The 26268-nt window shown below is 63.4% G+C and carries 32 protein-coding genes; 13 read left to right on the top strand and 19 right to left on the bottom strand.

What is annotated here, in order from left to right:
• Window positions 1–199: 199 nt before the first annotated feature.
• Complete coding sequence (locus VGG51_02030; protein HEY1881805.1) at window positions 200–781, bottom strand: hypothetical protein; 582 nt, start codon at window positions 779–781, stop codon at window positions 200–202.
• Window positions 782–1370: 589 nt separating this feature from the next.
• On the opposite strand from VGG51_02030, the gene VGG51_02025 reads away from it, so the two are divergent.
• On the top strand, window positions 1371–2102 hold the full coding sequence (locus VGG51_02025; GenBank protein HEY1881804.1) for a hypothetical protein: 732 nt from the start codon (window positions 1371–1373) through the stop codon (window positions 2100–2102).
• Between the two features lie 92 nt (window positions 2103–2194).
• The gene (locus VGG51_02020; GenBank protein ID HEY1881803.1) at window positions 2195–3136 is read left to right on the top strand and encodes a hypothetical protein; all 942 of its coding nucleotides are present in this window, start codon (window positions 2195–2197) and stop codon (window positions 3134–3136) included.
• Here VGG51_02020 and VGG51_02015 read toward each other — a convergent pair whose 3' ends face one another.
• Both VGG51_02015 and VGG51_02010 read right to left on the bottom strand, forming a co-directional pair.
• Window positions 3137–4192, bottom strand: a complete 1056-nt coding sequence (locus VGG51_02015) for an alpha/beta fold hydrolase (protein ID HEY1881802.1) — start codon at window positions 4190–4192, stop codon at window positions 3137–3139. It lies immediately after the preceding gene.
• Window positions 4193–4253: 61 nt separating this feature from the next.
• Complete coding sequence (locus VGG51_02010; GenBank protein HEY1881801.1) at window positions 4254–4445, bottom strand: multicopper oxidase domain-containing protein; 192 nt, start codon at window positions 4443–4445, stop codon at window positions 4254–4256.
• Between the two features lie 136 nt (window positions 4446–4581).
• Between VGG51_02010 and VGG51_02005 the strand changes: the two genes are divergently transcribed.
• The gene (locus VGG51_02005; protein ID HEY1881800.1) at window positions 4582–6348 is read left to right on the top strand and encodes an amidohydrolase; all 1767 of its coding nucleotides are present in this window, start codon (window positions 4582–4584) and stop codon (window positions 6346–6348) included.
• Window positions 6349–6350: 2 nt separating this feature from the next.
• Window positions 6351–6920: a DUF4337 domain-containing protein gene (locus tag VGG51_02000; protein HEY1881799.1), complete on the top strand. Its 570-nt coding sequence runs from the start codon at window positions 6351–6353 to the stop codon at window positions 6918–6920.
• A gap of 12 nt (window positions 6921–6932) precedes the next feature.
• Here VGG51_02000 and VGG51_01995 read toward each other — a convergent pair whose 3' ends face one another.
• From VGG51_01995 to VGG51_01980, 4 genes are read right to left on the bottom strand one after another with little or no spacing between them, the layout of a single operon-like run.
• A complete protein-coding gene (locus VGG51_01995; protein ID HEY1881798.1) occupies window positions 6933–8285 on the bottom strand; it encodes an alkaline phosphatase family protein in 1353 nt (450 codons plus the stop codon).
• 50 nt (window positions 8286–8335) lie between these two features.
• Window positions 8336–8788, bottom strand: coding sequence for a DUF5069 domain-containing protein (locus tag VGG51_01990; GenBank protein HEY1881797.1), 453 nt, complete (start codon window positions 8786–8788; stop codon window positions 8336–8338).
• A gap of 27 nt (window positions 8789–8815) precedes the next feature.
• Window positions 8816–9265 (bottom strand): hypothetical protein, encoded by a 450-nt coding sequence (locus VGG51_01985; GenBank protein HEY1881796.1) that lies wholly within the window; start codon window positions 9263–9265, stop codon window positions 8816–8818.
• Window positions 9262–10173 (bottom strand): DNA-formamidopyrimidine glycosylase family protein, encoded by a 912-nt coding sequence (locus VGG51_01980; protein HEY1881795.1) that lies wholly within the window; start codon window positions 10171–10173, stop codon window positions 9262–9264. Before VGG51_01980 ends, VGG51_01985 begins: the two co-directional genes overlap by 4 nt.
• A gap of 64 nt (window positions 10174–10237) precedes the next feature.
• Between VGG51_01980 and VGG51_01975 the strand changes: the two genes are divergently transcribed.
• Both VGG51_01975 and gnd read left to right on the top strand, forming a co-directional pair.
• The gene (locus tag VGG51_01975; protein HEY1881794.1) at window positions 10238–10570 is read left to right on the top strand and encodes a hypothetical protein; all 333 of its coding nucleotides are present in this window, start codon (window positions 10238–10240) and stop codon (window positions 10568–10570) included.
• Between the two features lie 50 nt (window positions 10571–10620).
• Complete coding sequence (gene gnd / locus VGG51_01970) at window positions 10621–11631, top strand: decarboxylating 6-phosphogluconate dehydrogenase (protein HEY1881793.1); 1011 nt, start codon at window positions 10621–10623, stop codon at window positions 11629–11631.
• On the opposite strand, the gene VGG51_01965 is transcribed toward gnd, so the two are convergent.
• The 5 genes from VGG51_01965 to VGG51_01945 are packed head-to-tail and all read right to left on the bottom strand — an operon-like array spanning window position 11623 to window position 15405.
• The gene (locus VGG51_01965) at window positions 11623–12447 is read right to left on the bottom strand and encodes a hypothetical protein (protein ID HEY1881792.1); all 825 of its coding nucleotides are present in this window, start codon (window positions 12445–12447) and stop codon (window positions 11623–11625) included. The genes gnd and VGG51_01965 overlap by 9 nt on opposite strands.
• A gap of 1 nt (window position 12448) precedes the next feature.
• Window positions 12449–12970 (bottom strand): chromate transporter, encoded by a 522-nt coding sequence (locus VGG51_01960; protein HEY1881791.1) that lies wholly within the window; start codon window positions 12968–12970, stop codon window positions 12449–12451.
• Window positions 12949–13572, bottom strand: a complete 624-nt coding sequence (locus VGG51_01955; protein ID HEY1881790.1) for a chromate transporter — start codon at window positions 13570–13572, stop codon at window positions 12949–12951. Before VGG51_01955 ends, VGG51_01960 begins: the two co-directional genes overlap by 22 nt.
• Window positions 13565–14476 carry a hypothetical protein gene (locus VGG51_01950; GenBank protein HEY1881789.1) on the bottom strand — a complete coding sequence of 304 codons (912 nt, stop codon included), beginning with the start codon at window positions 14474–14476 and terminating at the stop codon, window positions 13565–13567. Before VGG51_01950 ends, VGG51_01955 begins: the two co-directional genes overlap by 8 nt.
• 23 nt (window positions 14477–14499) lie before the next feature.
• A complete protein-coding gene (locus VGG51_01945) occupies window positions 14500–15405 on the bottom strand; it encodes a hypothetical protein (protein HEY1881788.1) in 906 nt (301 codons plus the stop codon).
• Between the two features lie 131 nt (window positions 15406–15536).
• On the opposite strand from VGG51_01945, the gene VGG51_01940 reads away from it, so the two are divergent.
• Window positions 15537–15974, top strand: coding sequence for a hypothetical protein (locus VGG51_01940; GenBank protein ID HEY1881787.1), 438 nt, complete (start codon window positions 15537–15539; stop codon window positions 15972–15974).
• A gap of 52 nt (window positions 15975–16026) precedes the next feature.
• On the opposite strand, the gene VGG51_01935 is transcribed toward VGG51_01940, so the two are convergent.
• Together VGG51_01935 and VGG51_01930 are read right to left on the bottom strand one after the other, a co-directional pair.
• Window positions 16027–16431, bottom strand: a complete 405-nt coding sequence (locus VGG51_01935) for a hypothetical protein (protein HEY1881786.1) — start codon at window positions 16429–16431, stop codon at window positions 16027–16029.
• A gap of 56 nt (window positions 16432–16487) precedes the next feature.
• On the bottom strand, window positions 16488–16976 hold the full coding sequence (locus VGG51_01930) for an OsmC family protein (GenBank protein HEY1881785.1): 489 nt from the start codon (window positions 16974–16976) through the stop codon (window positions 16488–16490).
• A gap of 41 nt (window positions 16977–17017) precedes the next feature.
• Between VGG51_01930 and VGG51_01925 the strand changes: the two genes are divergently transcribed.
• Window positions 17018–17800, top strand: coding sequence for an exodeoxyribonuclease III (locus VGG51_01925; protein ID HEY1881784.1), 783 nt, complete (start codon window positions 17018–17020; stop codon window positions 17798–17800).
• Window positions 17801–17803: 3 nt separating this feature from the next.
• On the opposite strand, the gene VGG51_01920 is transcribed toward VGG51_01925, so the two are convergent.
• A complete protein-coding gene (locus VGG51_01920) occupies window positions 17804–18295 on the bottom strand; it encodes a histidine phosphatase family protein (GenBank protein HEY1881783.1) in 492 nt (163 codons plus the stop codon).
• A complete protein-coding gene (locus tag VGG51_01915) occupies window positions 18292–19731 on the bottom strand; it encodes an alkaline phosphatase family protein (GenBank protein HEY1881782.1) in 1440 nt (479 codons plus the stop codon). The genes VGG51_01920 and VGG51_01915 overlap by 4 nt, the downstream gene beginning before the upstream one ends.
• A gap of 78 nt (window positions 19732–19809) precedes the next feature.
• Here VGG51_01915 and VGG51_01910 point away from each other — a divergent pair, with 78 nt between their 5' ends.
• From VGG51_01910 to VGG51_01900, 3 genes are read left to right on the top strand one after another with little or no spacing between them, the layout of a single operon-like run.
• On the top strand, window positions 19810–20970 hold the full coding sequence (locus tag VGG51_01910; protein HEY1881781.1) for a cystathionine beta-lyase: 1161 nt from the start codon (window positions 19810–19812) through the stop codon (window positions 20968–20970).
• A 34-nt stretch (window positions 20971–21004) separates the two neighbouring features.
• Window positions 21005–21517: an RNA polymerase sigma factor gene (locus tag VGG51_01905; protein ID HEY1881780.1), complete on the top strand. Its 513-nt coding sequence runs from the start codon at window positions 21005–21007 to the stop codon at window positions 21515–21517.
• Window positions 21518–21532: 15 nt separating this feature from the next.
• Window positions 21533–22198: a hypothetical protein gene (locus tag VGG51_01900; protein HEY1881779.1), complete on the top strand. Its 666-nt coding sequence runs from the start codon at window positions 21533–21535 to the stop codon at window positions 22196–22198.
• 14 nt (window positions 22199–22212) lie between these two features.
• Here VGG51_01900 and VGG51_01895 read toward each other — a convergent pair whose 3' ends face one another.
• From VGG51_01895 to VGG51_01885, 3 genes are read right to left on the bottom strand one after another with little or no spacing between them, the layout of a single operon-like run.
• A complete protein-coding gene (locus VGG51_01895) occupies window positions 22213–22881 on the bottom strand; it encodes a metallophosphoesterase (GenBank protein ID HEY1881778.1) in 669 nt (222 codons plus the stop codon).
• Window positions 22882–23013, bottom strand: a complete 132-nt coding sequence (locus VGG51_01890; GenBank protein ID HEY1881777.1) for a hypothetical protein — start codon at window positions 23011–23013, stop codon at window positions 22882–22884.
• Between the two features lie 23 nt (window positions 23014–23036).
• Complete coding sequence (locus VGG51_01885; GenBank protein HEY1881776.1) at window positions 23037–24389, bottom strand: MFS transporter; 1353 nt, start codon at window positions 24387–24389, stop codon at window positions 23037–23039.
• Between the two features lie 73 nt (window positions 24390–24462).
• On the opposite strand from VGG51_01885, the gene VGG51_01880 reads away from it, so the two are divergent.
• The gene (locus tag VGG51_01880; GenBank protein HEY1881775.1) at window positions 24463–25398 is read left to right on the top strand and encodes a proline dehydrogenase family protein; all 936 of its coding nucleotides are present in this window, start codon (window positions 24463–24465) and stop codon (window positions 25396–25398) included.
• A complete protein-coding gene (locus VGG51_01875; protein HEY1881774.1) occupies window positions 25395–26267 on the top strand; it encodes a dihydrodipicolinate synthase family protein in 873 nt (290 codons plus the stop codon). The genes VGG51_01880 and VGG51_01875 overlap by 4 nt, the downstream gene beginning before the upstream one ends.
• The last annotated feature ends 1 nt before the right edge of the window (window position 26268 follow it).

Raw genomic sequence — 26268 nt, 5'->3', positions numbered from 1 at the left:
AACCCAAACATTGAAACCTTTCAGCTGTTCTAAAGAACAGCTATTCAAAGAACAGCGCTTGCACTAAATCTGCCAAAGTGCAGGCGCCAAAGAAACATAGCGCGCCCATCTTAACACCAAGCGCGCCGCTGCGGAAGGCCCTAGCGCGACGAATCTGCTTATCTTACGGGTGTATAATCGCGATGACGCGTTAACGTTTCTATTCAGCGCCGCGCAAGGCCGAAGATGCGGCAATAGCCGCCGCCATCGCGAGCCTGTGATCGTTGTTCCATGGCGGCCCGACGGCTTTGCGCATTTCAAGAGAGTAAACGTCGAAGTCGTCAACGCGCAACGACGCGCTCGCCGCGCCGAAAACGTTCTTCGAGTCGTACCAGTAGACGGGCCAACCGCGCGCGGCGGCAGCGCCGGACAACGCTCTTCGATACATCACCCAGTCGGCAACGTTGCGTGCACGGTAATCTTTGATTCGCTCGGCAACCGTCGGCGGAAGCGGTGGGCACTCGCGAAGTGCGACGCCAATAATAGGCCGCACCGCCAGTGCGACGGCATCGAGTGCGAGCGCGGCGTGCCGCTCGGCAGACTCGCGCACGCGCTCGACCAAAGCGACGGCCTCGCGCGGCGCAAGCCCCTGAGCTTCGTGGTGATGGGGAATTGCGGGCAAGAACTCGTCAACGAGCTCGACGCGGCGGCGATCGAGGAGGCTCCCATCGCGCGCGACCGTTACGAACACGGCCCAACCGCCGTGATCAGATATCCCGATGATGCCGCCACGCTTTGGCATGATTGCTCCTCCGTTCTGACGCAGCAGCCTTCAGGGCTGGAATTGTTATTTTTGTTTTATAAAAGTTGATATCGACCTTGCACTGCCTTCACAAATTTCTAATCAGTGCGAATTAATATTGCACACGTCGTGGAGGAGACACTTACAGTGGAAGTTGGACGTTGGTCCGCTCATGCTGCAACCATGTCGATGTTTTCTTTTTGCTCTCGCCGGCTGCAGTGCCGCCGTCACTCGATTTCGGTAAGGCGACGTGCAAGCCGGGTTTCGTTCTCGCACTGATGCCGACGCACGCAACGATTGCGGCCGGCCGTCACGGTCTAGAACAGTCGGAGGACTTTTCATTGAGGGTCAAAATGAGATCGAACTGAAGGGCCGCTCGGGGAGCTCTTTCGAATTGGTCGATCGTATGGGGCACAATGGGTGAGGTAAGCGCCGTCCAGTGGCTGCTTGAGGGAGATCCGGCGATTCGCTGGCAGGTCATGCGCGACCTTACCGACGAGCCCGCAGACGCCGTCGCGCGCAAGCGATCGCGCGTTGCGAACGAAGGCTGGGGTAAAGCGCTGCTCGGTCGACAAGCGCCGGAGGGCTGGTGGAACACCAGCGATCGCGGCTGGAGATCACGATGGATGCGCTGGCGCTCTTGCGGGAGATGGGGCTCGACCCGTCGAGCGATGAGGCTCGTCTGGCCGTCGCTCGCGTGAAAGCAAACCTCCGCTGGGAGAGCCTCGGCGATCGACCCTACTTCGACGGCGAGACGGAAGCGTGCATCAACGGCGCAATTCTCGCTTTTGGAAGCTACTTCGGCGAGCGCTGCGATCGGATCGTCGACCGCCTCTTGGGCGAACAGCTTGCCGACGGCGGATGGAACTGCGAGGCGCCCCCGAGCGTGCGTTCCTCCTTCAACTCCACGATCCGCGTTCTTGAAGGCCTGTCGGAATACGAACGAGCGTGGGGAGCGTCGGGGGCCGTCACCGGCGCGCGGCGGAGAGCCCACGAATATCTGCTAGAGCGGCGTATGTTCCGGCGCTTGAGCACGGGCGAAGTCGTCAGTTCCAACTGGGCGCTGTTTAGCTTTCCAACGACGTGGCACTACGACGTGCTGCGCGGCCTCGAATACCTGCAAAGCGCCGGCGTAAAACCCGACGAGCGTGCCGCCGAGGCGGTCGAAATTGTCGCGCGGCGGCGCCGCGCGGACGGCCGCTGGCCGCTAGATCATCTTCACGCGGACCGGCTCGGACTCGCATTCGACGAGCAGATCGGCAAGGCCAGCCGTTGGAATACGGTGCGCGCGCTGCGCGTCATGAAGTGGTACTCCGGCTAGCCGCTGCGTCAGGTCATCTTTTCGGCAGAGTGGAATTCGAAGACTTAAAGCGAAACTAACTGCCCGAGCACTAAATGATCAGGAGGTTCGTTATGGCACCATCAGTTCGTCTTGTCGTCGCCGTCGTTTTTGCCGCGTCGCTTGCGGCTTGCGCCGGGGCGCAGACGGGACGTTCGCTGATCGGCTCGGCGACATCGCCGTTGGTCGACAGCGGCTTCTGGATTCGACCGGAGGCCAAGCTCAAGAACCTCATCTACGTGAGTCAGCCGGCGTTGAACTCCGTCGACGTCTTTGAGTATCCTTCTGGTGCGCTCGTCGGTGAGCTCAATGGGCTCGACGATCCACAAGGGCTCTGTGCCGACACGCACGGCAACGTTTGGATCACCAACGCCGACAACGGCCGCGGGAACGGATACCTGGTGGAGTACGCCCACGGCGGAAGCGACCCGATCGCGACGCTGCAAGATCCTCAAAATGCGCCGGCGGCGTGTTCGGTCGATATCGGCAGCGGAGATCTCGCAGTCGCGAACGTGCCCGCCGGGAGCGAGCCGAACATCGCCGTCTATCCCAACGCAACCGGCAGCGCGACGTACTACTCGACGGCCGGCATCGTGAAGCAGGTCGAAACGATCGCGTACGACGGCTTCGGCGATCTCTATTTCGCCGACTGGAAGGATCACTTCGGTTGGCTTCGAGCCGGCGGATCGCAAACGACGAAGTTTTCGCTGCGCCCCGCGCCCAAGACCAACGGCGCGATCCAGTGGGACGGCCTCGCGCTCGCCGTCTTGGCAAGTCCCAAGACGCCCTATAAGATCTGGCGCTACAACGTAAAGGGAAACCCGGCGGAGCGGACTGGAATCGTTGCGCTCAAAGGTGCGCAGTGGGTCAACCAGTTTTGGATCTCAAAGGGAGCACTGGCGGCTGCCAGCCGTCCCGGCGTCTGGCTCTTCAACTACCCCGGCGGCGGTCCGTCGAACTATTTGATAAAGCAGCCGCCCGGAGCATACGGCGTAACGATTTCGAACGCCAATTAGCTACTTCGCGTCGAGGACGCTCCGCAGCCACGAGGCGAGCAGCATGAAGTAAGCCGGCGCCTGCGGCCCCGCCGCCGGCGAAAGCTCCATGCGCTCGTTGGGGACGAACATCATTTCGTGACTGGCATTTGCGACGACGGCATAGCGAATGTTTCTTTGCGTCTTTGCGAGGCGCGTCACGGCGTCGAGCGTAGAGGCGACGGGAATCCACGGATCGGCGCCGCCGTAGATAAAGAGCGCCGGGACTCTTACGGCTCGAACGACGGCCAGCATATCTTCGTTCATCTCTTTGCGCCAGGATGACGCGGCGGGATCGGTCGTCAAGCTCGCGGCCGATGGAAGATACATCAAGTCGAACCACGGTTTGTTTTGGATTGCGGCGAGCGCTGCGACCGCCGCGGAGCGCGGCTGCGTTCCCGCGAGATATCCCGTCCACGCTTTGCGGGCCGCGAGCATTGCGTCGACGTCGGACTTCGGATAGCCGAGGACGGTTAGCCGATTCGACATCGCGAACTCCATCTGCGCCTCGGGAGTGACCAGCGGCGCGGAGACGGAGACCACGAAATCAGCGCGGGGATCGCGGCTCGCCGCCAAGACGGCGAGCCACCCGCCCTGACTGAGCCCCCAATACCCGATGTGCGCGGCTTCGATCGATGGAAGCGTCGCGATCGCCCGCGCACCGGCGATTCCGTCGTCGGCGAGCGTCGGATAGTCGACGGTGCCGGTAGATCCGGTCGACGCCCCGCTGCCGCGACGATCATAAATGAGTACGGCGATGCCCATCGCCGGCAAACCCTCTCGCAGGTGATCGTAGAGGTGATCGGAGGCCTTGCCGCTGGAAGCACCGTGCAGCACGACGATCGCGGGAACGGGACGAGCGACCGCCGGCCGGTAGAGGACGCCGTGTAACACGGCACCCGCGTTGCGAAAGACGATCTTCTGCGAGGTGACGGCAGGCGTGCCGGGTACGTGCCAGCCGGCGTCCACGGCCGCCCCCGAAACGACCGGCAGTGCGGCGAGCAGCAAGATTGCCGTAATGCCTGCGTATTTAGCCATCGACAAGCGTTCGCCGGTTCCCGCTGCCGAACCAGCCGGACGGCCAAATATAGCCGCGGTGCTATAGCACTTGAATTTTCGCCATCATGCCGGCGTCTTCGTGATCGAGAATGTGGCAGTGGAAGACGAACATTCCGCGGATGGCGCGGCTCCCAAAGTCGACGAGCGCTTCGATCGAGCCGGGCTTGAACGTTCCGTTCACACCGGGGATCCGCGGCGGTACCACAAACGTGTCGGTCCAGTGCGGGTTCAAGGCCGTATCAGCTTTGAGGTTCCCTTAAGCCGTGAGTTCGGGGTGCCTAATACCGCCCCAAGCATGGGCCTCCTCCCCGCGACGGGACCGGGAGGCAAAGGAGGGTAAGGCAAGCACAAACAACCACCCGGCCGATATGTGTAAGAGTTGCATCGGCGATCTCTTTGGGATCGAAGGCTTTTTTCGCGCGCAGATGACGCGCGGCAGTTTTCTTTCGGCCTCAGCCGCGGCGGCGGGGGTCGCCGCTGCAGGGCTTCCGCATCGCGGAATTGCCGCCGCAGGGAGCGGTGCGACCGTGTTTTTTGGCGGCCCGATCGTGACGATGGACGAGCAAATGCGCCTCGTCGAGGCCGTCGCGATCTCGGCCAATAAGATCGTGGCAGCCGGCACGAGAGCGGAGGCGCAGGCGGCGGCCGGCTCGGGAGCGCGCCGCGTCGACCTGCAGGGCCGCACCCTGATGCCGGGGCTGATCGATCCGCACCAGCACCCGATTCCCGGCGGCATCATGCTCACGCAGATGAGCAACGTCGGCTACGACAGCTACAAAACCAAAGCCGACGTGCTGGCGGCGCTCAAGCAAAAGATTGCGCAGCTGCCGGCGGGCCAGTGGGTCTACGCCGGATACTACGACAACGTCTTGCAGGGCGGAGATCTGTCGATGGCCGAGCTCGATTCGGTGTCGACCCAGCATCCGATCTTCGTCTACTACATCAGCATGCATTCGGCGACGGCGAATACCCCGGCGTTCAAGGCAGCGAGTGTGACGGCATCGACCGGCCCGCTGCCCGGGGGCGGCCACTTCGGCAAAGACGCCGCCGGCAATCTCAACGGCATGATCTTCGAACCGCCGGCGCTCGTGAAGTTCATGCTCGGCCTCCCGAAGCTGACGCTCGATCTCGTCTCCAGCTCGGTCAAAGAGTTTCTCAATCAGAGCGCTGCGCTGGGCATCACGATGGTGCACGAGGCTGGGGCCTACGCGCCGACGCCCGATGCGCTCGAAGCGTACAAGGCCGTGATGGCGGCCGCTCCCGTTCGTTATAGTGCAAGCCCGGCGGTCGAGTTCTTGGACGTTGCCAACACGTTCGTCGCGCAGTACGGCAAGCCGGGTGCCAAGGCGGTGGAGATCACCGGTACGCTGCTCTCATTCTACGCGGTGAAGATCGTTTCCGACGGATCGCCGCAGCAAGAAACGGCCTTTCAACTGCAGCCGTATCTGAACAGCACGTCGGTCGGTCTGGCGAACTATACGGCTGACGAGCTCAACGGACTGGTGGTTAAAGTCAAACAAGGCGGCTGGCCCGTCTCGATTCACTGCAACGGCGACGCTTCACTGGAGCGCGCACTCGACGCGATCGAAGCGGCGTACGGCTCCGTACCACCGCCCGAAGGGATCAATCGAATCGAACACTGTACGCTGGCCAACGCCGATCAGATCGCGCGAATGAAGCGCCTCGGAGTGCAGCCAAGCCACCTGATGAACAATGTCTACTACTACGGTGCGGCCTATCGAGATCAGATCTTCGGAGCCCCGCGGGCCAGCCGTTTCAATCCCACGCACGACTTCTTTGCCGCGGGAATTCCATTCTCGATCCACAGCGACTGCCCGTGCTCGCCGATCTCACCGCTGCGCGAGATCGGCACGGCTGTCACCCGCATCTGCGCGATCGACAACTCGGTGATCGGCGAGGGTCAGCGCGTTCCCTTGGAGGCGGGCTTGCGAGCGATGACGACGGTCGCGGCGGCCCAGTGCGGGCTCGGCGATAAAGCCGGCTCGCTTGAAACGGGGAAGTACGCGGATCTCGTGCTGCTTGAAAGCAACCCGCTTGCGACCGATCCAGCGAAGCTCGGCGAGATCAAAATCTCCGAAACCTGGGTCAACGGAACGAAGGTCCAGGCTTCCTAGGCATGGGCAATCACATGGACGTCGAGCCGCACCGTCTGCAAGAAGAGATCGCCGAGGCGCACGAAGAAGTCGAAGAGCTGCGCAAAGAGCAGCGCGGTAACGCATGGGTGAAATATGTCGGCTTGACGGCGGCGATCTTCGCCGTGATTGCGGCGATCGCCGCGCTTCGTTCCGGAGCGCTGATCAACGAGGCGATGATCGCCCAGATCAAAGCGGCCGATACGTGGGCCGAGTACCAAGCGTCCCGCGAAAAAGAGCACATCTACACGGTGGGACTCGACGCGTTGATCGACCGGGGCTCGAAGAACGTTGGACGAATCGGTGCGTACCGCGCTGAGATCGCCAAAGAAGCTGCAAAGGAGAAGCCCCTCTCCGCGCGAGCCCGGCATCTGGAGGAAGACTCGGCAGTGCAAGTCGAGCGGCACCATTTCTTCGAGTACGCGGTCGCGCTGCTGCAAGTCGGCATTGCCTTGGGCGCCGTAGCGGCGCTCGCGCGTTTTAAGCCGACTTGGTACGTGAGCCTGGCGTCGGGCGCGTGCGGAATCGCCGTATTCTTTTGGGGATTCCGCTGACCGGCTGAGGCGCTACTCGTAGTCGGGCGCGAAATAGCTGCTGGCGCCGAAGTTGTGGCGGATGAAGAAATGTGCCGGATACGGCGCGGCGATCTTCACGAAGGGACGCGGGTTCTGGGTGAAGTCGAAGCTGTCGGCCGGGGAGTTCGCGCGCGCATCGGCGGCGGCCATCTGCTTGAGGCCGTAGAGGTCTTCGGCGAAGCGTAGGACGCTGGCGGTTTCGTACCGCGTGTGCGAGACGTGGTTCTTCCGGGCGTACGGCGAGATCACGAGCAGCGGGACGCGGAAGCCGACGCCGTCGTAGTCTTCATACGGCGGCGCGACGTGATCGTAGAAGCCGCCCCAATCGTCCCACTGAACGAAGATGGCGGTCGAGTCCCAGAACTTGCTCTGGCCGACCGTGTCGACGATCGCCGAGACCCACGACGGGCCGTAGCCGCCGCCGCACTCGAGATGATCGGACTCCGCGCATTCGGGCGTGATCCAGGTAAAGTTCGCCAACTTACCGGCACGAACGTCGGTGAGAAAACGCCAGTTCGGCGAGATCACGTCTTTCTTCCAGTCTTTGCCGTCAAAGATGTGCCGGACCGCCTGATACGCGGACCAGGTTCCGCCGTTTCCGCCCGCGTCGTTCCCATATCTCGGCGCGTAGAAACGCCACGTTAGGTGCGCGGCGTCGAGCTCGTCGCCGAGCGTCGTATAGTCGAAGCAGGCCTGCTGCGCCGGACCGTAGGGACTGCGATCTTGCGTGATCGTCGAAACGACGTCGGATGGCCCTCCCGCGCAACCCCAGAGGTAGGAGTCGGGAAGATTGACGCTCGACTGCGCCTGCGCGGCGATCACATACTGATGCCCCACGAAACTTTCGTCGAGCTGCGACTGAAACATGTTGTCGCCGACCACCCATTCGTGCGCCATGTCGAAGTATGGCTTCGACTCGCGGTGCGGCACGTAGACATACTCTGGGTTCTGTCCGCCTTCGTAGGAGCCTTCGTTGTTGAAGCCGTTCATCCGGCAGTTCGTACCGGGAAGGCCGGATGTGCCGTTACAGGCGGCAAACATCGCGCCGGCCGAGTGATCGATGATGTAGATGTTCTTTAGCGACGAGGGCTTCAGCGCAATCGTTTGATTGTACGAGTTCTTGCCCGATGAGACCGTGTCGGCGCCCGGATAGCCTTGGAAAAGATTGTCGAAGCTGCGGTTCTCCTGCACGACGTAGATGACGTGGGCGATCTTGCCGGCCCCCGTTGCATTGGTCGCTTTGAGCGCGCTGCCGGCACGCATGTACGGCAGCGGCGGTTGCGCACCGGAGGCGCAACCCGCAAATGAGAGCAATGAAATAACGGCAAAAGAGCGCGGCATCATGAGGCGCGGTTCCGCGAATCGCTCGAGCCCGCCTGCGCGGCGGCGCCGGTTCATCTGCGGCGCTTGCGCTCGACGTAACCGAACCAAAGATAAAACGGCGGCATGACGACCCGGTTGTAAAAGAACGCAAGCACCCAGCGGCTCAGTCCGGGCGCCATTCGCTCTTCGTCGGCCTCCAGCAGCGTAAAGTTAAAGAGCCGCCGGCGCAGCGACGCGCTGAAGCGGCGGCGCTCCTCGAGCGTCCGACCGCTGCGTTCGATCAGCTCGCGGGCTGCCTCTTCGTCGAGCGGATGCGCCTCGACGACCCGCAGCACGGTTGCGTCGTCCAGCTTCAGAAAGTCGAGCAAGGCGCGATCGGCGACGTCGTTGTCGCCGTAGCAGTAGCCGTTCATCAGGTCCTCGCCGCGGGCGCAGCTCTGCGCGAAGCGGCGAGCCTTTTGAATGAGCCGCGGCAGCCAGACGAGCCTGGCGAACTCGTCCCGTCCGGAACAGGGTAGCCACATCGGCAATCGACGCTCGTTCCCTAGCGCCTAGCTCGGCCGGCGCAGCCGCTGCCGGGCCGAAACCGCGCGAACGATCACCCTGCCGCGCGGCGCGCCGAAAAAAGGATTCCCGGCGTCTTCGACGGCGGCATCGAGCAGCGCGCGGACGGCGCGCTCTTTTAACGTGTTCGCGCCGTCTACTTGGATGTGCCGCACTTGCTTTCCGCCGCCGGCAAGGCGGCGTTCGGGATCGGGCAGACGCGCACCGTAGAGGAAGCATAGGCTGACTTTGCGCGGGTAGATCACGATCGAGAAGAGCGCCGCCGAAGGGCGTTCGCTCGGGCCGAAGCCAACGACGAGCGCGTACGCGTTATCGTAGACGAGCTCGAAGGCGCCCGGCAGATAGGTTCGCATCGAAGCGAGAGCGGATCGCGCGAGGCGGGCAATCTCCGGCGAGAATCGCCCGACGAACGATGCGAGCCTTTGCCGTTCGGTCATTCCGCGTGCGCTCCACGTTTGAGGGCTTCGAGTTCCTCGAGGCTCCGCGGCCAGTCGGATTTCAGCAGCCGCGACAGCGCGCGATCCGCCAGAAGGCGGCCGCCGGTTTGGCACCGCGGGCAGTAGTTGGTTTCGTTATCTGCGTAGCGAATGCGCTGGACGTTTTCGCCGCAGACCGGACAAGGCTTGCCGTACCGTCCGTGTACGGCCATATCCTCGCGAAACGCGGTGACGCGTTCTGGAAAGTCAGTCGCCGCCGTCGCACCGAGTTGATCGATCCAGAGCGCAAGCGTCGCCTGCGTTGCATCGTACAAGCGCTTCCACTGCGCGTCACCGAGCTTTTGCGTGAGCAGCACCGGCGAAAGCTTCGCGGCGTGAAGGATCTCGTCGGAATAGGCATTGCCGATGCCGTCGAGCACGCCAGGATCGGTAAGCGCGCGCTTGAGCGTGTGGTTCTCGGCTTCGAGCGCCGCGCGGAAGGCGGCAAAATCGGTCTGCAGGGGATCGATCCCGCCGGCATCGAGCGAAAGCGCGTCCTTCCAGCTCGAGAACGCGTGAAGCGAGGCTCGCCGTTTGCTGCCGGCCTCGGTCAGTACGAGCGTGCCGTTGGGAAAGTCGAGCGCAGCAAGGGTCGCGCGGCTGGGGCCTGCGGCACCGGCAGCCTTCCAGTGAAGCCGCCCGGCGATCATGAGATGAATGACGAGCCAAAAATCGCCTTTCAAGCCGATCGCGATCCGCTTGCCGATGCGGCGAATCTTGCTGACGACGCGCCCCTCGAGGCTGGCGAGCGGCGGATCGAGCGTGCGCAGCACGAACGGTTTTCGGATGGTGACGCGCTCGAGGGGCTGCCCGATAATCCGCGCCTCCAGCGCGGTCACGTACGCGGTAACGTCGGGAAGTTCGGGCACGCTGCTCGCTTCGGCGCCATGGGGCACTTTCCGTCAGCCGCCCGCAGCGGGATAAGATGTACGCATGAGCGCCCAGCCGAACGAGATACGCATGGCGCATCTCGAAGGTGCCTACGAGCAACTCGACAAGCGGCTGGGTGATCTCAACTCGACGCTGGATTCCCGTTTTGCCCAGATCGACGGCCGGTTCTCGCAGATCGATGCCCGGTTCTCGCAGGTCGACGGCCGGTTCTCGCAGATCGATGCCCGGTTCTCGCAGATCGACGCCCGGTTCTCGCAGATCGGCGTCCGCATCGACGACCTCGGGAAAAAGGTTGACGGGTTGCAATGGCGGATGACGTCGCTGATCGTCGTCACCTGGCTTAGCACAATTCTCGCCGTTGCATTCAAGCATTAGGCGCACCGCGCGGCAGGGCCCGGCGAAAGCCCGGCGGTAAACAGGCCGTCATGCAGCTTGGAATGATCGGTCTCGGGCGAATGGGCTCAAACATGGTGCGCCGCTTGATGCGCGCCGGCCACACCTGCGTGGGTTACGATCCAAACGCCGATGCGGTGAAGGCGTTGGTCGCCGACGGCGGCGTTGGTGCCTGGTCGCTCGACGAGTTCGTGAAGCGACTCGAGAAGCCGCGCAGTGCGTGGATGATGGTCCCAGCTTCGGTCGTTGACTCGAGCATCGCCGAGCTCGCCCCGCTCTTAGAGCGAGGCGACGCGCTGATCGACGGCGGCAACTCGTACTACATCGACGATATTCGCCGCGCGGCGGCGTTGCGCGGGGCCGGCATCGACTATCTCGACGTCGGCACGAGCGGGGGCGTCTTCGGACTCGAACGCGGCTACTGCATGATGATCGGCGGTGCCGACGAGGCGGTCAAGCGGCTCGATCCGATCTTTGCGGCGCTGGCGCCGGGCCGCGGCGAGATCCCGCGGACGCCCGGTCGCGATAGGCTCGGCGGTACCGCGGAACAGGGCTACCTGCACTGCGGACCAAGCGGCGCGGGGCACTTCGTCAAAATGGTGCACAACGGCATCGAGTATGGGATCATGGCGGCCTATGCAGAGGGGCTCAACATTCTGCGCAGCGCAAACATCGGCAAGCAGAAGCAGGTCGCCAGCGCGGAGATAACGCCGCTACGCGATCCGCAAGATTATATGTACGATCTCAATCTAACCGATATCGCCGAAGTCTGGCGGCGCGGCAGCGTCATCGCCTCGTGGCTGCTCGATCTCACCGCGGCCGCGCTGACGGAGGATCCGCAGCTCGCGAAGTTTGAGGGGAGGGTCTCGGATTCGGGCGAGGGGCGCTGGACGGTCAAGGCGGCGATCGACGAAGGCGTGCCCGCAGCGGTGCTGACCGACGCGCTCTTCGAGCGTTTCACCTCACGTGGAAACGCGGAGTTTGCAAATCGCGTGCTTTCGGCGATGCGCTATGAGTTCGGAGGGCACCTCGAGCTAAAATAGCTGCTCGAAGTGGTTGTTCGCGATGACGTCGTTCCACGCATCGCGCGAGATTTGAACGGCGCCGGAGTACGGCAGACTCAGCTCGATGACGAGGCCGAAGAAGAGGCCGATCGATCCGGCCAAAAGTGCGGTCATCAACATCTGCTTGAAGAATCCCTCGACGCCAAAGAAGAAGGCGAAGGCGATGACCATCACCGCGCCGAGCGTCAAAGCCTCGAGCATGCCCGGCGGCAGCCGGTCCTGCGATTGAATCAAACGCTGACGGCGCGTGTCGCCGACTACGCGCAGACTTTGCAGCACTTCGGTGCGGATCGTGTTGTTTTCGAGAATACGGCCGATGCCCTCGCTCTCCGGCGGTGGAGGCATCGTTGCCGTTAGCCGCACCGCGTGCAGCAAAAGCGCGACCGACGTCTGATCCTCGCCGCTTTGCGACGTTGCCAGCTCGACGTCGCGAACGTGAATCGCGTAGCGCGCAATCAGCCGCTGCAGCTCCCTGCGTTCGGGCTGAACGAGCAAACCGGCAAAATTGTACGCATCCGAGACGTACCCAGCCTCGGTATTGCTCGTCTCTTGTGCGGTCGAGAAATCGCTCCACACCGCGCCCACCAGAAAGCCGATGACCACCGAGTACAGCACGCCGACGACCGCGATGATAAAGCCCGCGACCTCATGGCCTTCGATCAGACTCTGCTGCGAAACGAAACGGCGGAAGATCGCGTGCGCCGTGACGCCGCCGGCTGCAAAGAGCAGAACGAAGAGGGGAAGAGCGATCAGGATCGGGACGTGCGAGAGCACCGCCTGCACCGAGGATGGCATGCTAACGAAGCGCGAAGACGCCGACGACCCCGCTGCCCAAGATCAACCAGATCGGATTGAGCTTCGTTCGATTGAGCACGACGAAGGTCAGCAGCGCCAAGACGATGGGGATCCATCCGGTGATCGCGCTCTTTCCGAAGGTGATGAGCCCGCCGATTGCCAGCCCGATCGCCACGGTTCCCAGGCCCTTCTGAATCGAATCGCGCCACGCCCAGCCGGCGAGCCGCCGCCAAAGGCGGCCGACGCCGAACGTCAGGATTCCCGTCGGGATGAAGAAGGCCAGCGCGCAGACGAGCGCGCCGAACGGGCCGGCTACAAGCTGCCCGATCTCGGCGACCATCATCATGTTGGGCCCAGGCGACATCTGCCCGGTGCTGTAGACGTGGATGAGCTGTTCTTCGGTGAGCCAGTGCTGCGTGTGAACGACCAGCACTTTCATCTCGGGAAACGCGGCCATTCCCCCGCCGATCGTCAGCAGCGAGAGATAGGAGAAGACGCGAATCAGTGCAGGGATCTGATCCATTGATCCTCCGCTTCGGCGGGCGGTTCCGGCTTGACGTGCGGACGATAGGTAAAGATCGCGACCGCGCCGACGACGAGCAAGACGACCGGCACGCCCAGCTTGAAGTAGTTGATCCCGAGCACGGCGGCCAGCACGAAGAGCGCGTCGTAGAAGCCCTTGAGCGATTTCTTGCCGATCTGAAACCAGGTCGACGCGAGCAGACCGACGGCCGCCGCCGCAACCCCGCGCAACGCCGCGGTCGCATACGGGCGGGCATGAGCGTTGCTGTACGCCATTCCTGCGGCGGTCATGAAGAAGAAGGCCGGCAAACAGATAGCGAGCAGCGCGAGCATCGCGCCGGCCGTGCCGTAGAGGCGGTCACCGGCGAGTATCGCGATGTTCGTCGCGTTGAGGCCGGGCAGGGTATTGCTGATCGAGGTCATTTCCAAGAACTCGTCATCACTGAACCATTTTTTCTCGCGCACCAGCGTGTTGCGCAGATACGCGACGACTCCGCCGCCGAAGCTGATGGCGCCGATCTTCAAAAAGACCAGAAAGATGTCGGCCGGCGAGACTCTCGCTTTGAGCGGTAAGCCTTTGGCTTTGACGGCCGCCTCACTCATGGGCTTGCGGAGGATTGCCTTTCAAGCGATAGACGAGACCGGTCTTTGTCGTGCCGAGGTAGAGCCAACCGGTCGCGATCAACTGCAGCTTGATGAAGAGCTCTTCTACGCGCGTTTTGACGAGCTGGTGAACGTCCTCGCGGCGATCGAACTTCGTTTGATAGGCGAACTCGCCGCACATGACCTTGTGGTCGCCGAGCGACCGCCACAGGGAAACGTTTGCTTTTGCGACGATGCCCTTGCCGAAGTCGATCGTCCCGAGATCCATCAGCACCTCTTCGACGAGCGTCGAGTTGACGAGCTCGACGCGTCCCTCCATCTCGCCGATCAGACCGGCGACCGCGGGCAGCGCCTGCGCGATCGTCTTGAGGTTCGTGCGATCGGCCGAGTGTACCGAGCTCACCGGAAAGATGCAGTTGTGCGAAAAGAGCAGGCGGAATCCGCCGACCTGATCCCTGAGCGGCAGCGCTTCCGATTTGAACTTGACGCGATATGGGCCGGCGATCTTGGGACGCACGTCGACCGACGCGGCGAGATTCATATCCGGGTTGCGAAACTTGAAGACGATCTCGGGATCGGAGATTGGAAAGCCGTCTTGGTAGGCGGTGCGGCGCCGCAGGATAAACGAGTTGTTATAGAGGCGGAAATCGGCGGTGTCGACGAACATCACCTCGCGAATTCGCGGGCGCAGCTTCGAAAGATCGAAGGCGTCGTATTTTACGCTTTTGACCGCACCGGCGGCTTCGGCGACGAGATCGCTGAACGATTTGAAGCCCCGCGCGCTGTAGAAGAAATCGGGCTTGAGAATCAGCTTCGCATCGAAAAACTGGACGCGATCTTGGGGGTGCCCGTCGGCGTAGGTGAGGGCTCCGTTCGCGGAGCTCGGTTTTAACTCTGTCGTCATTTTTGAACCATTCTCTGACCTCGTCAGATGTTGAACGTGTAACCCAGGAGCGGTCCCCCCATCGAAATGTGCTGCACGTGCTTGTCGGGCGGGAAGCCGTTATAGTTCAGCGCCCGGTACGTCGCGATCAGCGTCTGCCCGTGATTGAACTCATAGCCCGCGCCGCCCATGCCTTCCCAGGTCTGATTGTTGATCGTGATCCCGCTGCCGATGTCGGCGTAGTACGGGAAAAACCAGTGTCCGTCGCCGAGAAAGGCGCGTCCGCGAAGACCGACGACGACGTCGCTCGTGAGCTCGTCGCTCGTGATCGTGCCCGACGGCGCAATGAGCCCGCGCCGGCCGACCGTCGCGTTGTACGATATCGAGACGTTGACCGGGAACTGGCGAAAGCCGAAAAATCCGTTCAGATCGGCATTGTGGCCGTGAGCGAAGGTATAGCCGGCGCCGACCTCCCAGATCGCTGCGGAGAGATGGGCGTCCGTGCTGAAGGTCGCCGGAATTGCGACGCGCCCTTCTCGCCCGACGTCGATCGTCGAAAATGCTGAGGCGCTCGCGGAGGCGTTGACGTAGATGGCGTCACCGAAGAGGCTAAGGTCGCCCTTGCGCACGTCGAGCCCAAACATCCCCGCCGAGTTCAGCTTGGCGAGGTACTGCTGCGGGGTGACCTGCACGCTTCCCGAGACGAAGTGCGGAGGACGCGGTGAGCGCCGGCCTGCGGGCACGGTGAACTGATAGTCGGCGTTAACGCTAGGGCCCCAAATATACGGCGCGACCGTGATGTGGGTATTGCCGTCGTATTCCCGATCCATCAGCGTCGGTGAGGCGGCCGGAGCCGGCGTGGCCTCTTGCGCCCGAGCGTGCGCGGTCGCAGCGACAAGTGCGAGAGCGAACGCTGCACAAGCCCAGCCAAAGCGCGTCGGCGAAATCATTATGATGCTACCCGATTCCTTTCTCCGCAGATTGTAGGAGGTAGATTCCTTCTTGTCTATCCGAAATGCGAAAGCCCCTTTGCCATTCCGGGATAACGTCCGGGACGGAGCTCTGGTAGGATTATGGCGTTATGCCCGTGCGGTACTCCGCTCGCATTGGGGCCACGGCGATCGCCGCCGACGTTCCTTACGAGGAGCTGGCCGGCCGGGTCCTGGAGTTCGTACTTCAGGGCGCGATTGCCGTGGCTGCCGATCAGTTTGAGTGGGAGCACGAGGAGCTTCGGCGCGACGGCCTGACCGCGATCGAGTTCTTTCGCGAGGGAAAAGCGCTCTGGTGGGATCGAGAGTGCTTCGAGGCAGAGCAGGCCGATCCCGAGCGCAACGAACTGGATTCGGCGTTCTTCGATAGGCTCGATCGCGATCTGCGAACCCGGCTCAAGCGAGCCGGCTACGAAGTTCCGTCGCTGATCGCGTGCGCGAAGCCGCTTTACGCCGAGATCGCGGCAGACGTCGCCGATCGTTGCGCCGGCGCGCGTGAGAGCCTGCTCGTCGAGATTCTCGCCAGCTAACGAGCAGCGGCGCCGCTTCGGCGCCGCTGCAGTCGATCGTGCTCTCCTTACGCTAGTGCGAAGAGGGCGCGATCCAGAGCGTCGAATCTTTCCACTTCACCTTGACGGGGACGCACTTCGTGACCTGCTTTCCAGAATACGTCACGTCGTTGTAGAGCGGAAAGTGGTGCTGGATCTCCACACCGGGTGCGAAGTTGCCGTAGTCGGTTACGGTGCGCAAGAAGTTCTGCGCCGAGTTGCGATAACCGACGGCAAAGGTGATCTGTTCGGCGTTTTTCTTGCCGTAGATGATGTAGTCGATCTGCGTTCCCCCCGCCTTATGGCTGAGCGGCTTGGGGGAAACGATGAAGCAATTCTTGACGAGAACGGGTGCAGCCGCGAGCGCCGGCGCCATCGCCACGCCGGCGATCGCCGCACTCAGAGCGATGACGGTACCAATACGGCCGAGGGTCTTCATTGCGGTTTTCGGTCTCCTTTCAGGGAAAGCTCCGCGAGGACACTTTGCTCGTGAGGTTAGGTCTCCAATTCGGGTATCCTGCAACCGAGCGTAATCTCGCCTTTGATCTCGACCGGAAAATTGACGGAGCGGGCGATGAAGCAGAGGCGATGCGCGTCCTCGTGCAGGGCGAGCGCCCGTGCTGCGTCCCCTTCGGGCGCGATCGTTACCGCGGGGCGCAGCTCGACGCGTTCAAACTCGCCGGAACCGTCGGAGTTTTCGCGCATCGTGCCGACAGCGTCGTCCCGATAGGCGAGGACGACGATGCGGTTGGCGGAGCAGAGATGCAGGTATGAAAGCATGTGGCACGATGCGAGGCTGGCGACGAGCAGGTCTTCGGGATTGTAGCGGCTCGGATCACCGCGAAACGCGGGATCGCTGGAACCGGCGATCGCGGCTTTGCCCGGAGAAGCGATCGTGAAGTCGCGCCGATAGCTGCGGTAGTTCGTCGTGCCTTCGCCCTGCGGGGTCCATTGCAGGCACGTAGCGTACGAATGAGTCTTCACGGCGTCATCATAGCACGAGAGAGGCCGGCCACTTCGGAGATTTGAAGAGTTGGCCGATGCGCGTGATCACGTTAAACGCCAACGGAATCCGCTCCGCGGCGCGACGCGGCTTCTTCGCGTGGGCCGCGAGGCGCGATGCCGATGTCATCTGCCTGCAAGAGACGCGCGCGCAAGAGCATCAACTGCCGGCCGAGGCGTCGGCGCTTGCCGGATATACGGGTTACTTCGTCGACGCGCGCCGCCGAGGATACAGCGGGGTCGCGATATATTCGCGTCTCGAACCCGTCGCGCTGCGGCGCACGCTCGGATGGGAGGACATGGACGCCGAGGGGCGCTTCATCCAAGCCGATTTTGGATCGGTCAGCGTCTCTTCGCTGTACGTCCCGTCGGGAATCAGCGGGCCGGCGCGCCAGGCGTTCAAAATGGATTTCCTCGAACGGTTACTCGCCGTGCTGGCGAGCCTCCGTCACTCCGGCCGCAGTCAGATCGTCTGCGGCGATTTCAACATCGCGCACAAGATTGCGGACACCTACAATCCCGCGCGCAACGCTCTGATTACCGGCTTCCTCCCCGAAGAGCGCGCGTGGCTCGACACGCTCGTCGAAAAGGTCGGATGGGTCGATGCGTTTCGGGTCGTCAATCGCGAAGCCAAACAGTACACCTGGTGGTCGAACTGGCCCGCGGCCTGGGAACGCAACCTCGGCTGGCGCATCGACTATCAGCTGATCACGCCCAACTTAGCCGAACTCGTCACGCAGGCTTCCATCTACAAAGACGAACGCTTCAGCGACCATGCGCCTTTGACCGTGGACTACGATCTTTGACGATCATGCCTTGCCGAGGGCGGCCAGCACCTTCGGCGGGATTAGGCAGAAGAGCGTGCCTCGCGTCGACGAGGGGCCGGAGAGTTCGATGCCGGCGAGCGCACCTTTTTTGATTTCGAGGCTGGCCTCACCCGCGAGACGGCCTGCCGTTACGCTAAAGGAGGGCTCGTGCCCGACGAGCATCAGCGCGCGAGCATCTGCGTGATCGGCCACGATCGCCGTGCAGCTGTTGACGTCGAAACCGCCGGCGAGGCGATCGTCGAGAAGGAGCGCCTCACGCAGCTTGAGGCGGCTCGCGACGATCTCGGCGGTTTGGCGCGCGCGCGCAAGCGGACTCGTGACGATCGCGTCGAGGTCGAGCGAAAGCTCGGCGATCGCGCGCGCCTCACGCTCCATTCGTATGATGCCTTCGCGGGTTAGCGGCCGTTCGAAATCGCGGCCGATCCACTCGCTGGGTTCGACCGCAACGCCGTGGCGCAGAAAGTAGAGCCTCATTCGGTGTCGGGAGGCTCACCCGAGTCCCGCTGGTGCAGGAAGAACGAGCGCGAGTACTTCGCGGGAATCTCTTTGTAGGGACGCGGCTTCATGTTCAAGTCGAACGCGTTGACGATGCTGGCCGAATGCGCGTCGTTACGCCCGAGCGTGCCGAGATTCCAGTTGTCTTCGATGAAGCGCAGGATGCTGCCGAACTCGTAGACCGTATGAACGACGTGCGGCTTCACGTACGGCGAGACGATGAGCATCGGAACGCGAAAGCCGGGACCGCCCTGCCAATCGCGCGGCGTCGGCGGCTTGACGTGATCGTAGAATCCGCCCCAATCGTCCCAGAGAACGATGACGGCCGTGGAGTTCCAGTAGGAGCTGTTGCCGATGGCGTTGACGATCGAGGCGACCCACGAGGGGCCCGTGTCCTTGCCGGTCTGCGGATGATCCGAGTTGTCGCCGGTCGGAGTTACCCACGCGATGGCCGGAAGCTGCTTCTTGTTGATGTCACCGAAGATCGCGTTTGGAGTGTGGGAGACGTTCGTGTTCCACTCGGGACTGTTGCGAACCGCTTTGATGGCGTCGAAGGCGCTCCAGATGCCGGCTCCTTGGCACTTCGGGCAGTTCTTATACGAATAGACCCGAACGGCGTAGTACTTCCAGGAAACCTGCGCAGCGTCGAGCAGATCGCGCAGCGTAGTGTAGCTCAGACACGGGAAAGGGCCGCCGTACTCGTAGACTTTTCCTCCGCGCTTGATTACCGCCGTCACGAGCTTTGGTCCACCGTCGCAGCCCCAGGGAAAGTAGGAAGGCGTGTCGATCAGCGCCTCTTCGCTCGAAAGTCCCGTGCCGGCGGCGATCAGGTCCTGGTGGGCGGTGAAACTGCCGCTGGCTTGCGTCTGAAACATGTGATCGGAGAGTACGTACTGCTGCGCCATGTCCCAATACGGCTGGATGTATTTAGGATTGACGTACTGGTAGGGATACGTGCACGCCGGACCGCCGCTGCCGCGCGCCCCGTAACCCTCATTATCGAAGCCGTCCATCTTCTGCTTGTCGAAGTCGATCTGGAAGGTATCGTAGATGTGCCCGAGATCGGCGTTGGTCTGATAACCGTAGGACGACGGGAAGCCGCGGCCCTGAAGGTCGACCTCGGTTAGCGGAATCGTCGTCGGTTGGGTGATCGGCTTCGGGCAGCTCTCGGCGATCGGAGTCGGCATCGGCGCCGCTTTCCCGACCTTCGTCCCGTCGGCTCCGGGGAAGGTCGCAAAAAAGTTATCAAAACTTCGGTTTTCTTGGATCACGATCACGACGTGCTTGATTGGGCTGCTGCCGGCGGCGCGTTGCTGTGGAAACAGGCCGCCGGGAAGTGACGGGGTGCCGGCACCCGCACAGGAGACGCCGCCGGCGAGCAGCGCAAGCAGAATCAAAATGTTAGCAGAACGCATACGCTCGCGTTTCGACGCGAGCGCATGCGCCGCCCTCGGCAGGATGACAACGAACTCCGGTGCGATAATGCGTCGCCCATGACGACTTGGCAAACGCGCTTGCTCCACTCGCGGCCATCCCTTCCCGACGGCTATCGTTCGCTTGCTACGGCGGTCCATCGCGGGTCGACGACGCTCTTCGCCAATGCGGCGAGCGTCACCGACGAGTGGGATCAGCAGCGCGCCGGCTACACGTATGGCCTGTATGGCACGCCGACGTCCCTGGAACTGGCGGCGCGCATCTGCGAGATCGAAGCGGGGTGCAATACGTTGCTCGCGCCGGGCGGTCAAGCGGCGATCTCGCTGATCGATTTCGCGCTGCTCGAGGCGGGCGCTCACGTGCTGGTTCCGCGCAGCGTCTACCGCCCGAACAGACAACTGACGAGTACGCTGCTCGCGCGCTTCGGCGTCAGCGCGACTTTTTACGACCCCGGAATCGGTGCGGAGATCGGAGGGCTCTTTACCGAGCGTACGCGTTTGGTTTGGACGGAGAGCCCGGGATCGGTAACGATGGAGGTGCAGGACGTTCCGGCGATTGCTGCAGCGGCCCACGAACGCGGCGCGCTCGTCGTGCTCGACAACACGTGGGCGGCCGGCGTGCTCTTCGATGCGTTCGCCCACGGAGTCGACGTTACGATGCAGGCGCTCACGAAGTATGCGGGCGGCCACAGCGACGTTTTGCTCGGCTCGATCACGGTGCGCGACGAACGGCTCTACCGCCTCCTTGGTGAGGCGCGCCAAGTGCTGGGCTGTGCCGTCTCGCCGGACGATTGCAGTCTCGTATTGCGCGGTCTGCAGACGCTCGGCGTACGCCTCGAAGCGATCGAACGCTCTGCGCTGACGATTGCCAACTGGCTGGCGGAGCGGCCCGAGGTCGAACGCGTCTTGCATCCGGCGCTGGCGTCGTGTCCGGGGCACGAGTTCTGGGAGCGCGATTTCCTCGGATCCTCAGGGGTCTTCTCCTTCGTCCTGCACCGCGGCCCGAGCGAGCACCAAGTGCAGGCGTTCGTCGACGCACTGAAGCTCTTCGACATCGGTTACAGCTGGGGCGGGACGCACAGCCTTGCGGTGGCGTATCGTGTGGGGGGCTCCGGACGTCCCGCCTACGATCATCGCCTGGTTCGCTTGAGCATCGGGCTGGAGACGACGATGGATCTCATCGCCGACCTCGAGGGGGCCTTCAAAGCGCTGCGGGTGTGATTTTTTGGCCGCCCGGCGCGAAGAACGGGATGAGATGAGCGCGCGCAATGCCCAGCAGACGTTCGTAGAGCGGTTGGATCGTCACCCCGCGATCTTACACAAGATCTCCAGCGCGTATTGCGGCGAGCCGGCCGGCCGCGAGGACCTGCGCCAAGAGATCGTCGTGCAGCTTTGGCGCAGCTACCCTCGCTTCGACGAACGGATGGCGTTCTCGACGTGGATGTACCGGGTCGCGCTCAACGTCGCGATCTCCTACGCCCGGCGGCAACGCCGCACCAACGCCCGGGTCGAGCTTGCAGAACCCGCGATCATCGAAACGCTTTCCGCTTCGCCGGCGGCACCGCAGGACGAGCGGATCGAGCGCGTGTTAGCGTTCGTCAACGAACTCGACGAACTCAACCGTGCCTTGATGCTGCTCTACCTCGACGACTATCCGCATGCCGAGATCGCGACGATCCTCGGGATATCGCAGAGTAACGTCGCGACCAAGATTTCCCGTATCAAAGAGCGGCTCAAACGCGACGTCGCCGCGCGCCCAACTACGTAACGAATGGAGAACGACATGGAACTCGACGAACTCAAGGCCATCTGGACGCGCGATAACCAGCGCCTCGAGCGCAGTCTGCACCTCAACGCCGAGCTGCTGCAGCAGTTGAGCGTGCGCCAAAGCGGCCGGTCACTGCGTCCGCTTTTCGGCGGAACGATCCTCGAACTCGTACTGGATTTCGCCGGCATCCTGCTGATCGGTTCGTTCGCAGCCGATCACTACCGGGAGCCGGCGTTCTTCGTCCCGGCGCTCCTTTTGGGAGCCTATGCAGTTGCCATTTTTGCCGCGGTCTTGAGTCAAGCCGTCGCTTTGGGAACGATCCGTTACGACGAGCCGGTCGTCGCGATCCAGGCTCGTTTAGAGGCGCTGCGCTTGCAACGCATACGGACGACGCAGGGGACGCTGCTCTTTGCGCCGCTGATGTGGCTGCCGCTGACGGTCGTCGCGTTGAAGGGCCTCTTCGGCGTGAACGTCGCGCTAAGCGACCCGTTGTGGCTGGGGGCCAACGCGCTCTTCGGCATCACCGTAATCCTCGCGGCGGTCTTCGTTGCGCGACGCTTCGGCCGGCATCTACGGGAATCGAGCCTCGGTCGCGCCCTCGCGGACGAGATCGCCGGGCGCAGTTTGGCGGCTGCGCTCGACGATCTCGCCGCGATCGGGCGGTTTGCCGCAGACGGCTAGTCGCTTTTTTCGATTCAGGCGCTCAACGTGCGCAGCGGTACCGTTGCGGGCTCTTGCTCGACGCGCATCAGCGTCGTGGTAAGGCCCTGGGCGAAATCGTAGGTATGGAGGAGAAAACCACCCGGTTCCCACGCCAGCCCCGAACGATGCGGAAGGAGGGTGAGCGCCGGCGCGGTACTCGGGGCGCTGACGCCGAGCGTCCCGTACCAGCGCCGCGCGAGGGGCTGGTGAACGTGGCCGCAGATGATGCGTGAGATCTGCGGGTGTACGCGCACGATCTCGGCCAGCTCGTCGCGTCCTTGGAAACGTTGGCGATCGAAGCGGCGCACGCCGGTCGGAAAAGGCGGGTGGTGCATCGCCAGGATCGTCGATGTCAGCGGGCGTTCCCGCAAGCGCCGCTCGAGCCACTGCAGGCCGGCGGAGTCCAAAAATCCATTGCTCTCGGGCTCGTCGCTGGAATCGAGCGCGATGACGCGCAAACGCTCCATCTCGATCGTGAAGAAGACGCCGTGCGGAGACTGCGAGAGGTATCCATGATCCGGAAACGAGCGGCGCAAGGCGTCGCGCCGGTCGTGATTGCCGGGTATCAGGTAGACGGGCAACGCGCAATCGGCGATCAGTTCGCGCAAGCGCGCGTACTCGCCCGGCGTCCCGGACTCGGTCAGGTCACCGGTTGCGACGATTCAGTGCGGCGCCGGGCGCAGATTGGCGATTGCCGCGAGAGTACGCCGAAGGGGCCGCGCGACGTGCGGCATGTGATGCAGCACGTGGCCCCGCCGCTTGACGTGCATGTCGCTGATCTGCGCGACGATCACGGCCCAAGCGTAGCAGCCCCAGATTATCGGCGCGTTAAGGAGAGCGGTTCGAATCCTTTGAACGCAATGCCGGCGGAGAGGAAAGCGAGCAGTGCAGAGGCGATCATCGCTCCGCGAAAACCTTGGAGATAGGACGGCGACGCGGTGACGACGACGCCGAGCACCGCGATGCCGATCAAGCCGGCGGTGCGGGCGACGGCGTTGTTAACGCCCGACGCGACGCCGGCGTGTTGGACCGGAACCGAGTCCATCACGGTCGTCGTCAACGGCGCGACGAAAAGCGCGCCGCCGCAACCCAAGACGACGGCTGCCGGAAAGAAGGTCGTCCAATAGCTTCCGCCGCTGCCGGGCAGCGCGTAGGCGAGGAAGCCGAGTCCGGCGACGATTCCCCCGAGCAGTAACGGCGTGCGCGAACCAATCCTTGCGACGAGGCCGCCCGACCAGCGCGACGCCGCGACCATGATAACGACGAACGGCAGCAACGCGGCGCCCGCGGCCGTCGGCGTGTAATGGTGGAGGTTGATCAGAACGAACGGAACGAAATAGAGGCTGCCGCCGAGCGCCCCGTAGAGGAAGAACGTATAGATGTTGGCCGCGCTGAAATCGCGCGAGGCAAAGAGTTCGCAGCGAACCATTGGGTCGGTCTCGCGACGTTCGACGAAAACGAAGAGCGCCAGCACCGCGCACCCGGCGCAGACGACGATCAGTTCGAACGCCGAAATATGGCCGGCGTTCATCCCGATCAGTCCGTAGACGAGCAGCGCGAGTCCGAGCGTTGCCAGGACCGCTCCGCTGACGTCGATGCGGCGGACCGCCGACTCGTCGCGGCTCTCGCGAACGCCGGCAAAGACGATCAGCAGCACCGCGACCGCAATGGGGATGTTGATCAGGAATACATATCGCCAGGAATAGTGCTGCGTAAGCCAGCCGCCGACGAGGGGGCCGGCCGCCGACGTCAACGCGGAGAAGCCCGACCACAGTCCGATCGCGCGGCCGCGATCCGCCACGCCGTACGCCGCGCTGATCATCGCCAAGCTCCCGGGGGTCAGGAGCGCCCCACCGATCCCTTGGACGCAGCGCGCGGCGATCAGCGTCTCCGGCGTGCCGGCGACGGCGCAAGCGAGCGACGCGAGGGCGAAAATCGCCACGCCGGCTGCAAAGATCAGACGGCGGCCGTAGAGGTCGCCTAGCGAGCCGCCAAGCAGGATGAGCGCCGAGAGAAAGAGCGAGTATCCTTCGATGACCCACTGCGTCTGGGCCGTCGTCGCGTGCAGTTCGCGCTGAAGGACCGGAAGCGAGACGTTGACGGCCGTGCTGTCGATGAAGCTCATCGCCGAGCCGAGGATCGCGGCGATCAAAACCCACTGGACCTTCACCCGGCGGCCTTTCTCCGCCACGCACGCGGCACCCGTAGCGGAGTCGAAGTGCGAGTGCACAAATCTTTGCGCGGTGAGCTCGCTGCTCGATCGGCCGTTACGAACCGCAATCCTTGCCGCGGCGAACAGTTCCCTCGTGCGCAGCGGCGTCTCCCGCTACGGAATGCGCTTGGGTGCGGGGCGTTTTGTCGCGGGCGAGAGCTTCGAGGAGTTCATGCCGGTCGCGCGCGAGACGCAGCGGCGTGGGTTCGCGGTGGCGGCGACGCTCTTGGGAGAGAGCGTCAACGACGTCGCGCAGACGCGCGCCGTCGCTGCGGAGTACTGCAGGCTGCTCGAAGCCTTCGCGCGCGAGAGCCTCGACGCCAACGTCGCCTTTAAGCTGACACACGTCGGCCTCGACATCGATCCGCAGCTCGCGCTGGAAAACGCCGCGACGATCGCCGCCGTCGCGCGCGAGACGGGGAATACGTTTCGCATGGACATGGAACAGTCGCGCTACGTCGACGCGACGCTCGCGATCTACCGTGAGCTGCAGCAGCGGCACGGCTGCGCCGGTTTCGTGCTGCAGTCGTACCTGCATCGCAGCCAAGCAGATCTCCGCGCGATGCTTGCGGCGGCGCCGAACGTGCGCATCGTCAAGGGCGCCTATCTCGAGCCGAACACCGTCGCCTTCGAGCACAAACGCGAGGTCGACGAGAATTATCTCAGGCTTGCCGAGATCGCGTTGAGCGCCGGCGGTTACACCGCGATTGCGACGCACGATCCGGCGATCGTCGCGCACGTCATCAACCTCGTCGCGTCGCGGGGGCTGCCAAAACGCGGACGCTTTGAGTTTCAAATGCTCTACGGAATCGCCGAGCCCCTCGCGGTTTCGCTCGTCGAGCGCGGCTATCGCGTGCGCCTTTCGGTACCATATGGAGATTTTTGGTTTCCGTACTTGATGCGGCGGCTTGCCGAGCGGCCGGCGAATCTCGGTTTCTTCCTCCGCCACGCCTTGAGGCTCCGATGAGGCGGCTGCAAGGAATATGGGCGGCGGTGCTGACGCCGATTGCCGAAGGACTCGAGCCCGATGCGGGGCGCGCGGCGCCGTACTATCACGAGCTGCTGCGCGGGGGCTGCGATGGAATCAACGTGTTGGGCACGACCGGCGAAGCGATGTCCTTCAGCACGGGCCAGCGCATCCGCTACATGGAGGCGCTGGCCTCGGACGGACTGCCGATGGACCGGGCGATGGCGGGAACCGGGGCGTCGTCGCTCGACGATGCCGTGCGGCTGACGCGGGCTGCGCTCGACTGCGGCTTCACGGCTGCGCTCGTGATGCCGCCGTTCTTTCACCGCGACGCGAGCGACGAGGGAGTCGTTGCCTTTTTCGACGCGCTGCTCGCAAGGGTGAACCCCCCGCCGCGCAGCGTGCTGCTCTACAATTTTCCGCGCATGAGCGGCATCACGTTTTCGGCCGAGCTGGTCGACCGGCTCGTCGCTTCGAGCGAAGACCGGATCTTCGGCATGAAGGACAGCTCCAACGACGCACGGCTGCAGAAGGAGATCGCGCTGCGTCATCCCGGGTTCTGCATTTTCCCGGGATCGGAGAGCGATCTGCTCGGCGCGAAGTCGCGCGGCGCAGCCGGGTGCATCTCCGGCAGCGTCGCGCTTTGGGCGCGCTTCGCGAAGAACGTCTTCGAATCCGAGGATGCGGAAAAGGGGCGCGTGCTCGACGGCCTCCGCGCGGCGCTCGACGGCGTGCCGTTCGTCCCGGCGGTGCGCCACCTGACCGCGGCACAGCGCAGCGATCCGCAGTGGGAGCGCGTCATGCCGCCGCAACGGGCGCTCTCGCCGGGAGAGCGGGGCCGGGTCGATGCTCTTTCGAGCCCGGACTAGA

Source organism: Candidatus Cybelea sp., from assembly GCA_036489315.1.
Lineage (GTDB): Bacteria > Vulcanimicrobiota > Vulcanimicrobiia > Vulcanimicrobiales > Vulcanimicrobiaceae > Cybelea.
This window is presented reverse-complemented; position numbering and strand designations above follow the sequence as displayed.

Bases quoted from the DNA above. Each gene is read 5' to 3' on its own strand.
- VGG51_02030 (HEY1881805.1), bottom strand. From the start codon at position 781: ATGCCAAAGCGTGGCGGCATCATCGGGATATCTGATCACGGCGGTTGG.
- VGG51_02020 (HEY1881803.1), top strand. From the start codon at position 2,195: ATGGCACCATCAGTTCGTCTTGTCGTCGCCGTCGTTTTTGCCGCGTCG.
- VGG51_02015 (HEY1881802.1), bottom strand. From the start codon at position 4,192: ATGGCTAAATACGCAGGCATTACGGCAATCTTGCTGCTCGCCGCACTG.
- VGG51_02005 (HEY1881800.1), top strand. From the start codon at position 4,582: ATGTGTAAGAGTTGCATCGGCGATCTCTTTGGGATCGAAGGCTTTTTT.
- VGG51_02000 (HEY1881799.1), top strand. From the start codon at position 6,351: ATGGGCAATCACATGGACGTCGAGCCGCACCGTCTGCAAGAAGAGATC.
- VGG51_01995 (HEY1881798.1), bottom strand. From the start codon at position 8,285: ATGATGCCGCGCTCTTTTGCCGTTATTTCATTGCTCTCATTTGCGGGT.
- VGG51_01990 (HEY1881797.1), bottom strand. From the start codon at position 8,788: ATGTGGCTACCCTGTTCCGGACGGGACGAGTTCGCCAGGCTCGTCTGG.
- VGG51_01985 (HEY1881796.1), bottom strand. From the start codon at position 9,265: ATGACCGAACGGCAAAGGCTCGCATCGTTCGTCGGGCGATTCTCGCCG.
- VGG51_01975 (HEY1881794.1), top strand. From the start codon at position 10,238: ATGAGCGCCCAGCCGAACGAGATACGCATGGCGCATCTCGAAGGTGCC.
- gnd (HEY1881793.1), top strand. From the start codon at position 10,621: ATGCAGCTTGGAATGATCGGTCTCGGGCGAATGGGCTCAAACATGGTG.
- VGG51_01965 (HEY1881792.1), bottom strand. From the start codon at position 12,447: ATGCCATCCTCGGTGCAGGCGGTGCTCTCGCACGTCCCGATCCTGATC.
- VGG51_01960 (HEY1881791.1), bottom strand. From the start codon at position 12,970: ATGGATCAGATCCCTGCACTGATTCGCGTCTTCTCCTATCTCTCGCTG.
- VGG51_01955 (HEY1881790.1), bottom strand. From the start codon at position 13,572: ATGAGTGAGGCGGCCGTCAAAGCCAAAGGCTTACCGCTCAAAGCGAGA.
- VGG51_01950 (HEY1881789.1), bottom strand. From the start codon at position 14,476: ATGACGACAGAGTTAAAACCGAGCTCCGCGAACGGAGCCCTCACCTAC.
- VGG51_01945 (HEY1881788.1), bottom strand. From the start codon at position 15,405: ATGATTTCGCCGACGCGCTTTGGCTGGGCTTGTGCAGCGTTCGCTCTC.
- VGG51_01940 (HEY1881787.1), top strand. From the start codon at position 15,537: ATGCCCGTGCGGTACTCCGCTCGCATTGGGGCCACGGCGATCGCCGCC.
- VGG51_01935 (HEY1881786.1), bottom strand. From the start codon at position 16,431: ATGAAGACCCTCGGCCGTATTGGTACCGTCATCGCTCTGAGTGCGGCG.
- VGG51_01920 (HEY1881783.1), bottom strand. From the start codon at position 18,295: ATGAGGCTCTACTTTCTGCGCCACGGCGTTGCGGTCGAACCCAGCGAG.
- VGG51_01915 (HEY1881782.1), bottom strand. From the start codon at position 19,731: ATGCGTTCTGCTAACATTTTGATTCTGCTTGCGCTGCTCGCCGGCGGC.
- VGG51_01910 (HEY1881781.1), top strand. From the start codon at position 19,810: ATGACGACTTGGCAAACGCGCTTGCTCCACTCGCGGCCATCCCTTCCC.
- VGG51_01905 (HEY1881780.1), top strand. From the start codon at position 21,005: ATGAGCGCGCGCAATGCCCAGCAGACGTTCGTAGAGCGGTTGGATCGT.
- VGG51_01900 (HEY1881779.1), top strand. From the start codon at position 21,533: ATGGAACTCGACGAACTCAAGGCCATCTGGACGCGCGATAACCAGCGC.
- VGG51_01875 (HEY1881774.1), top strand. From the start codon at position 25,395: ATGAGGCGGCTGCAAGGAATATGGGCGGCGGTGCTGACGCCGATTGCC.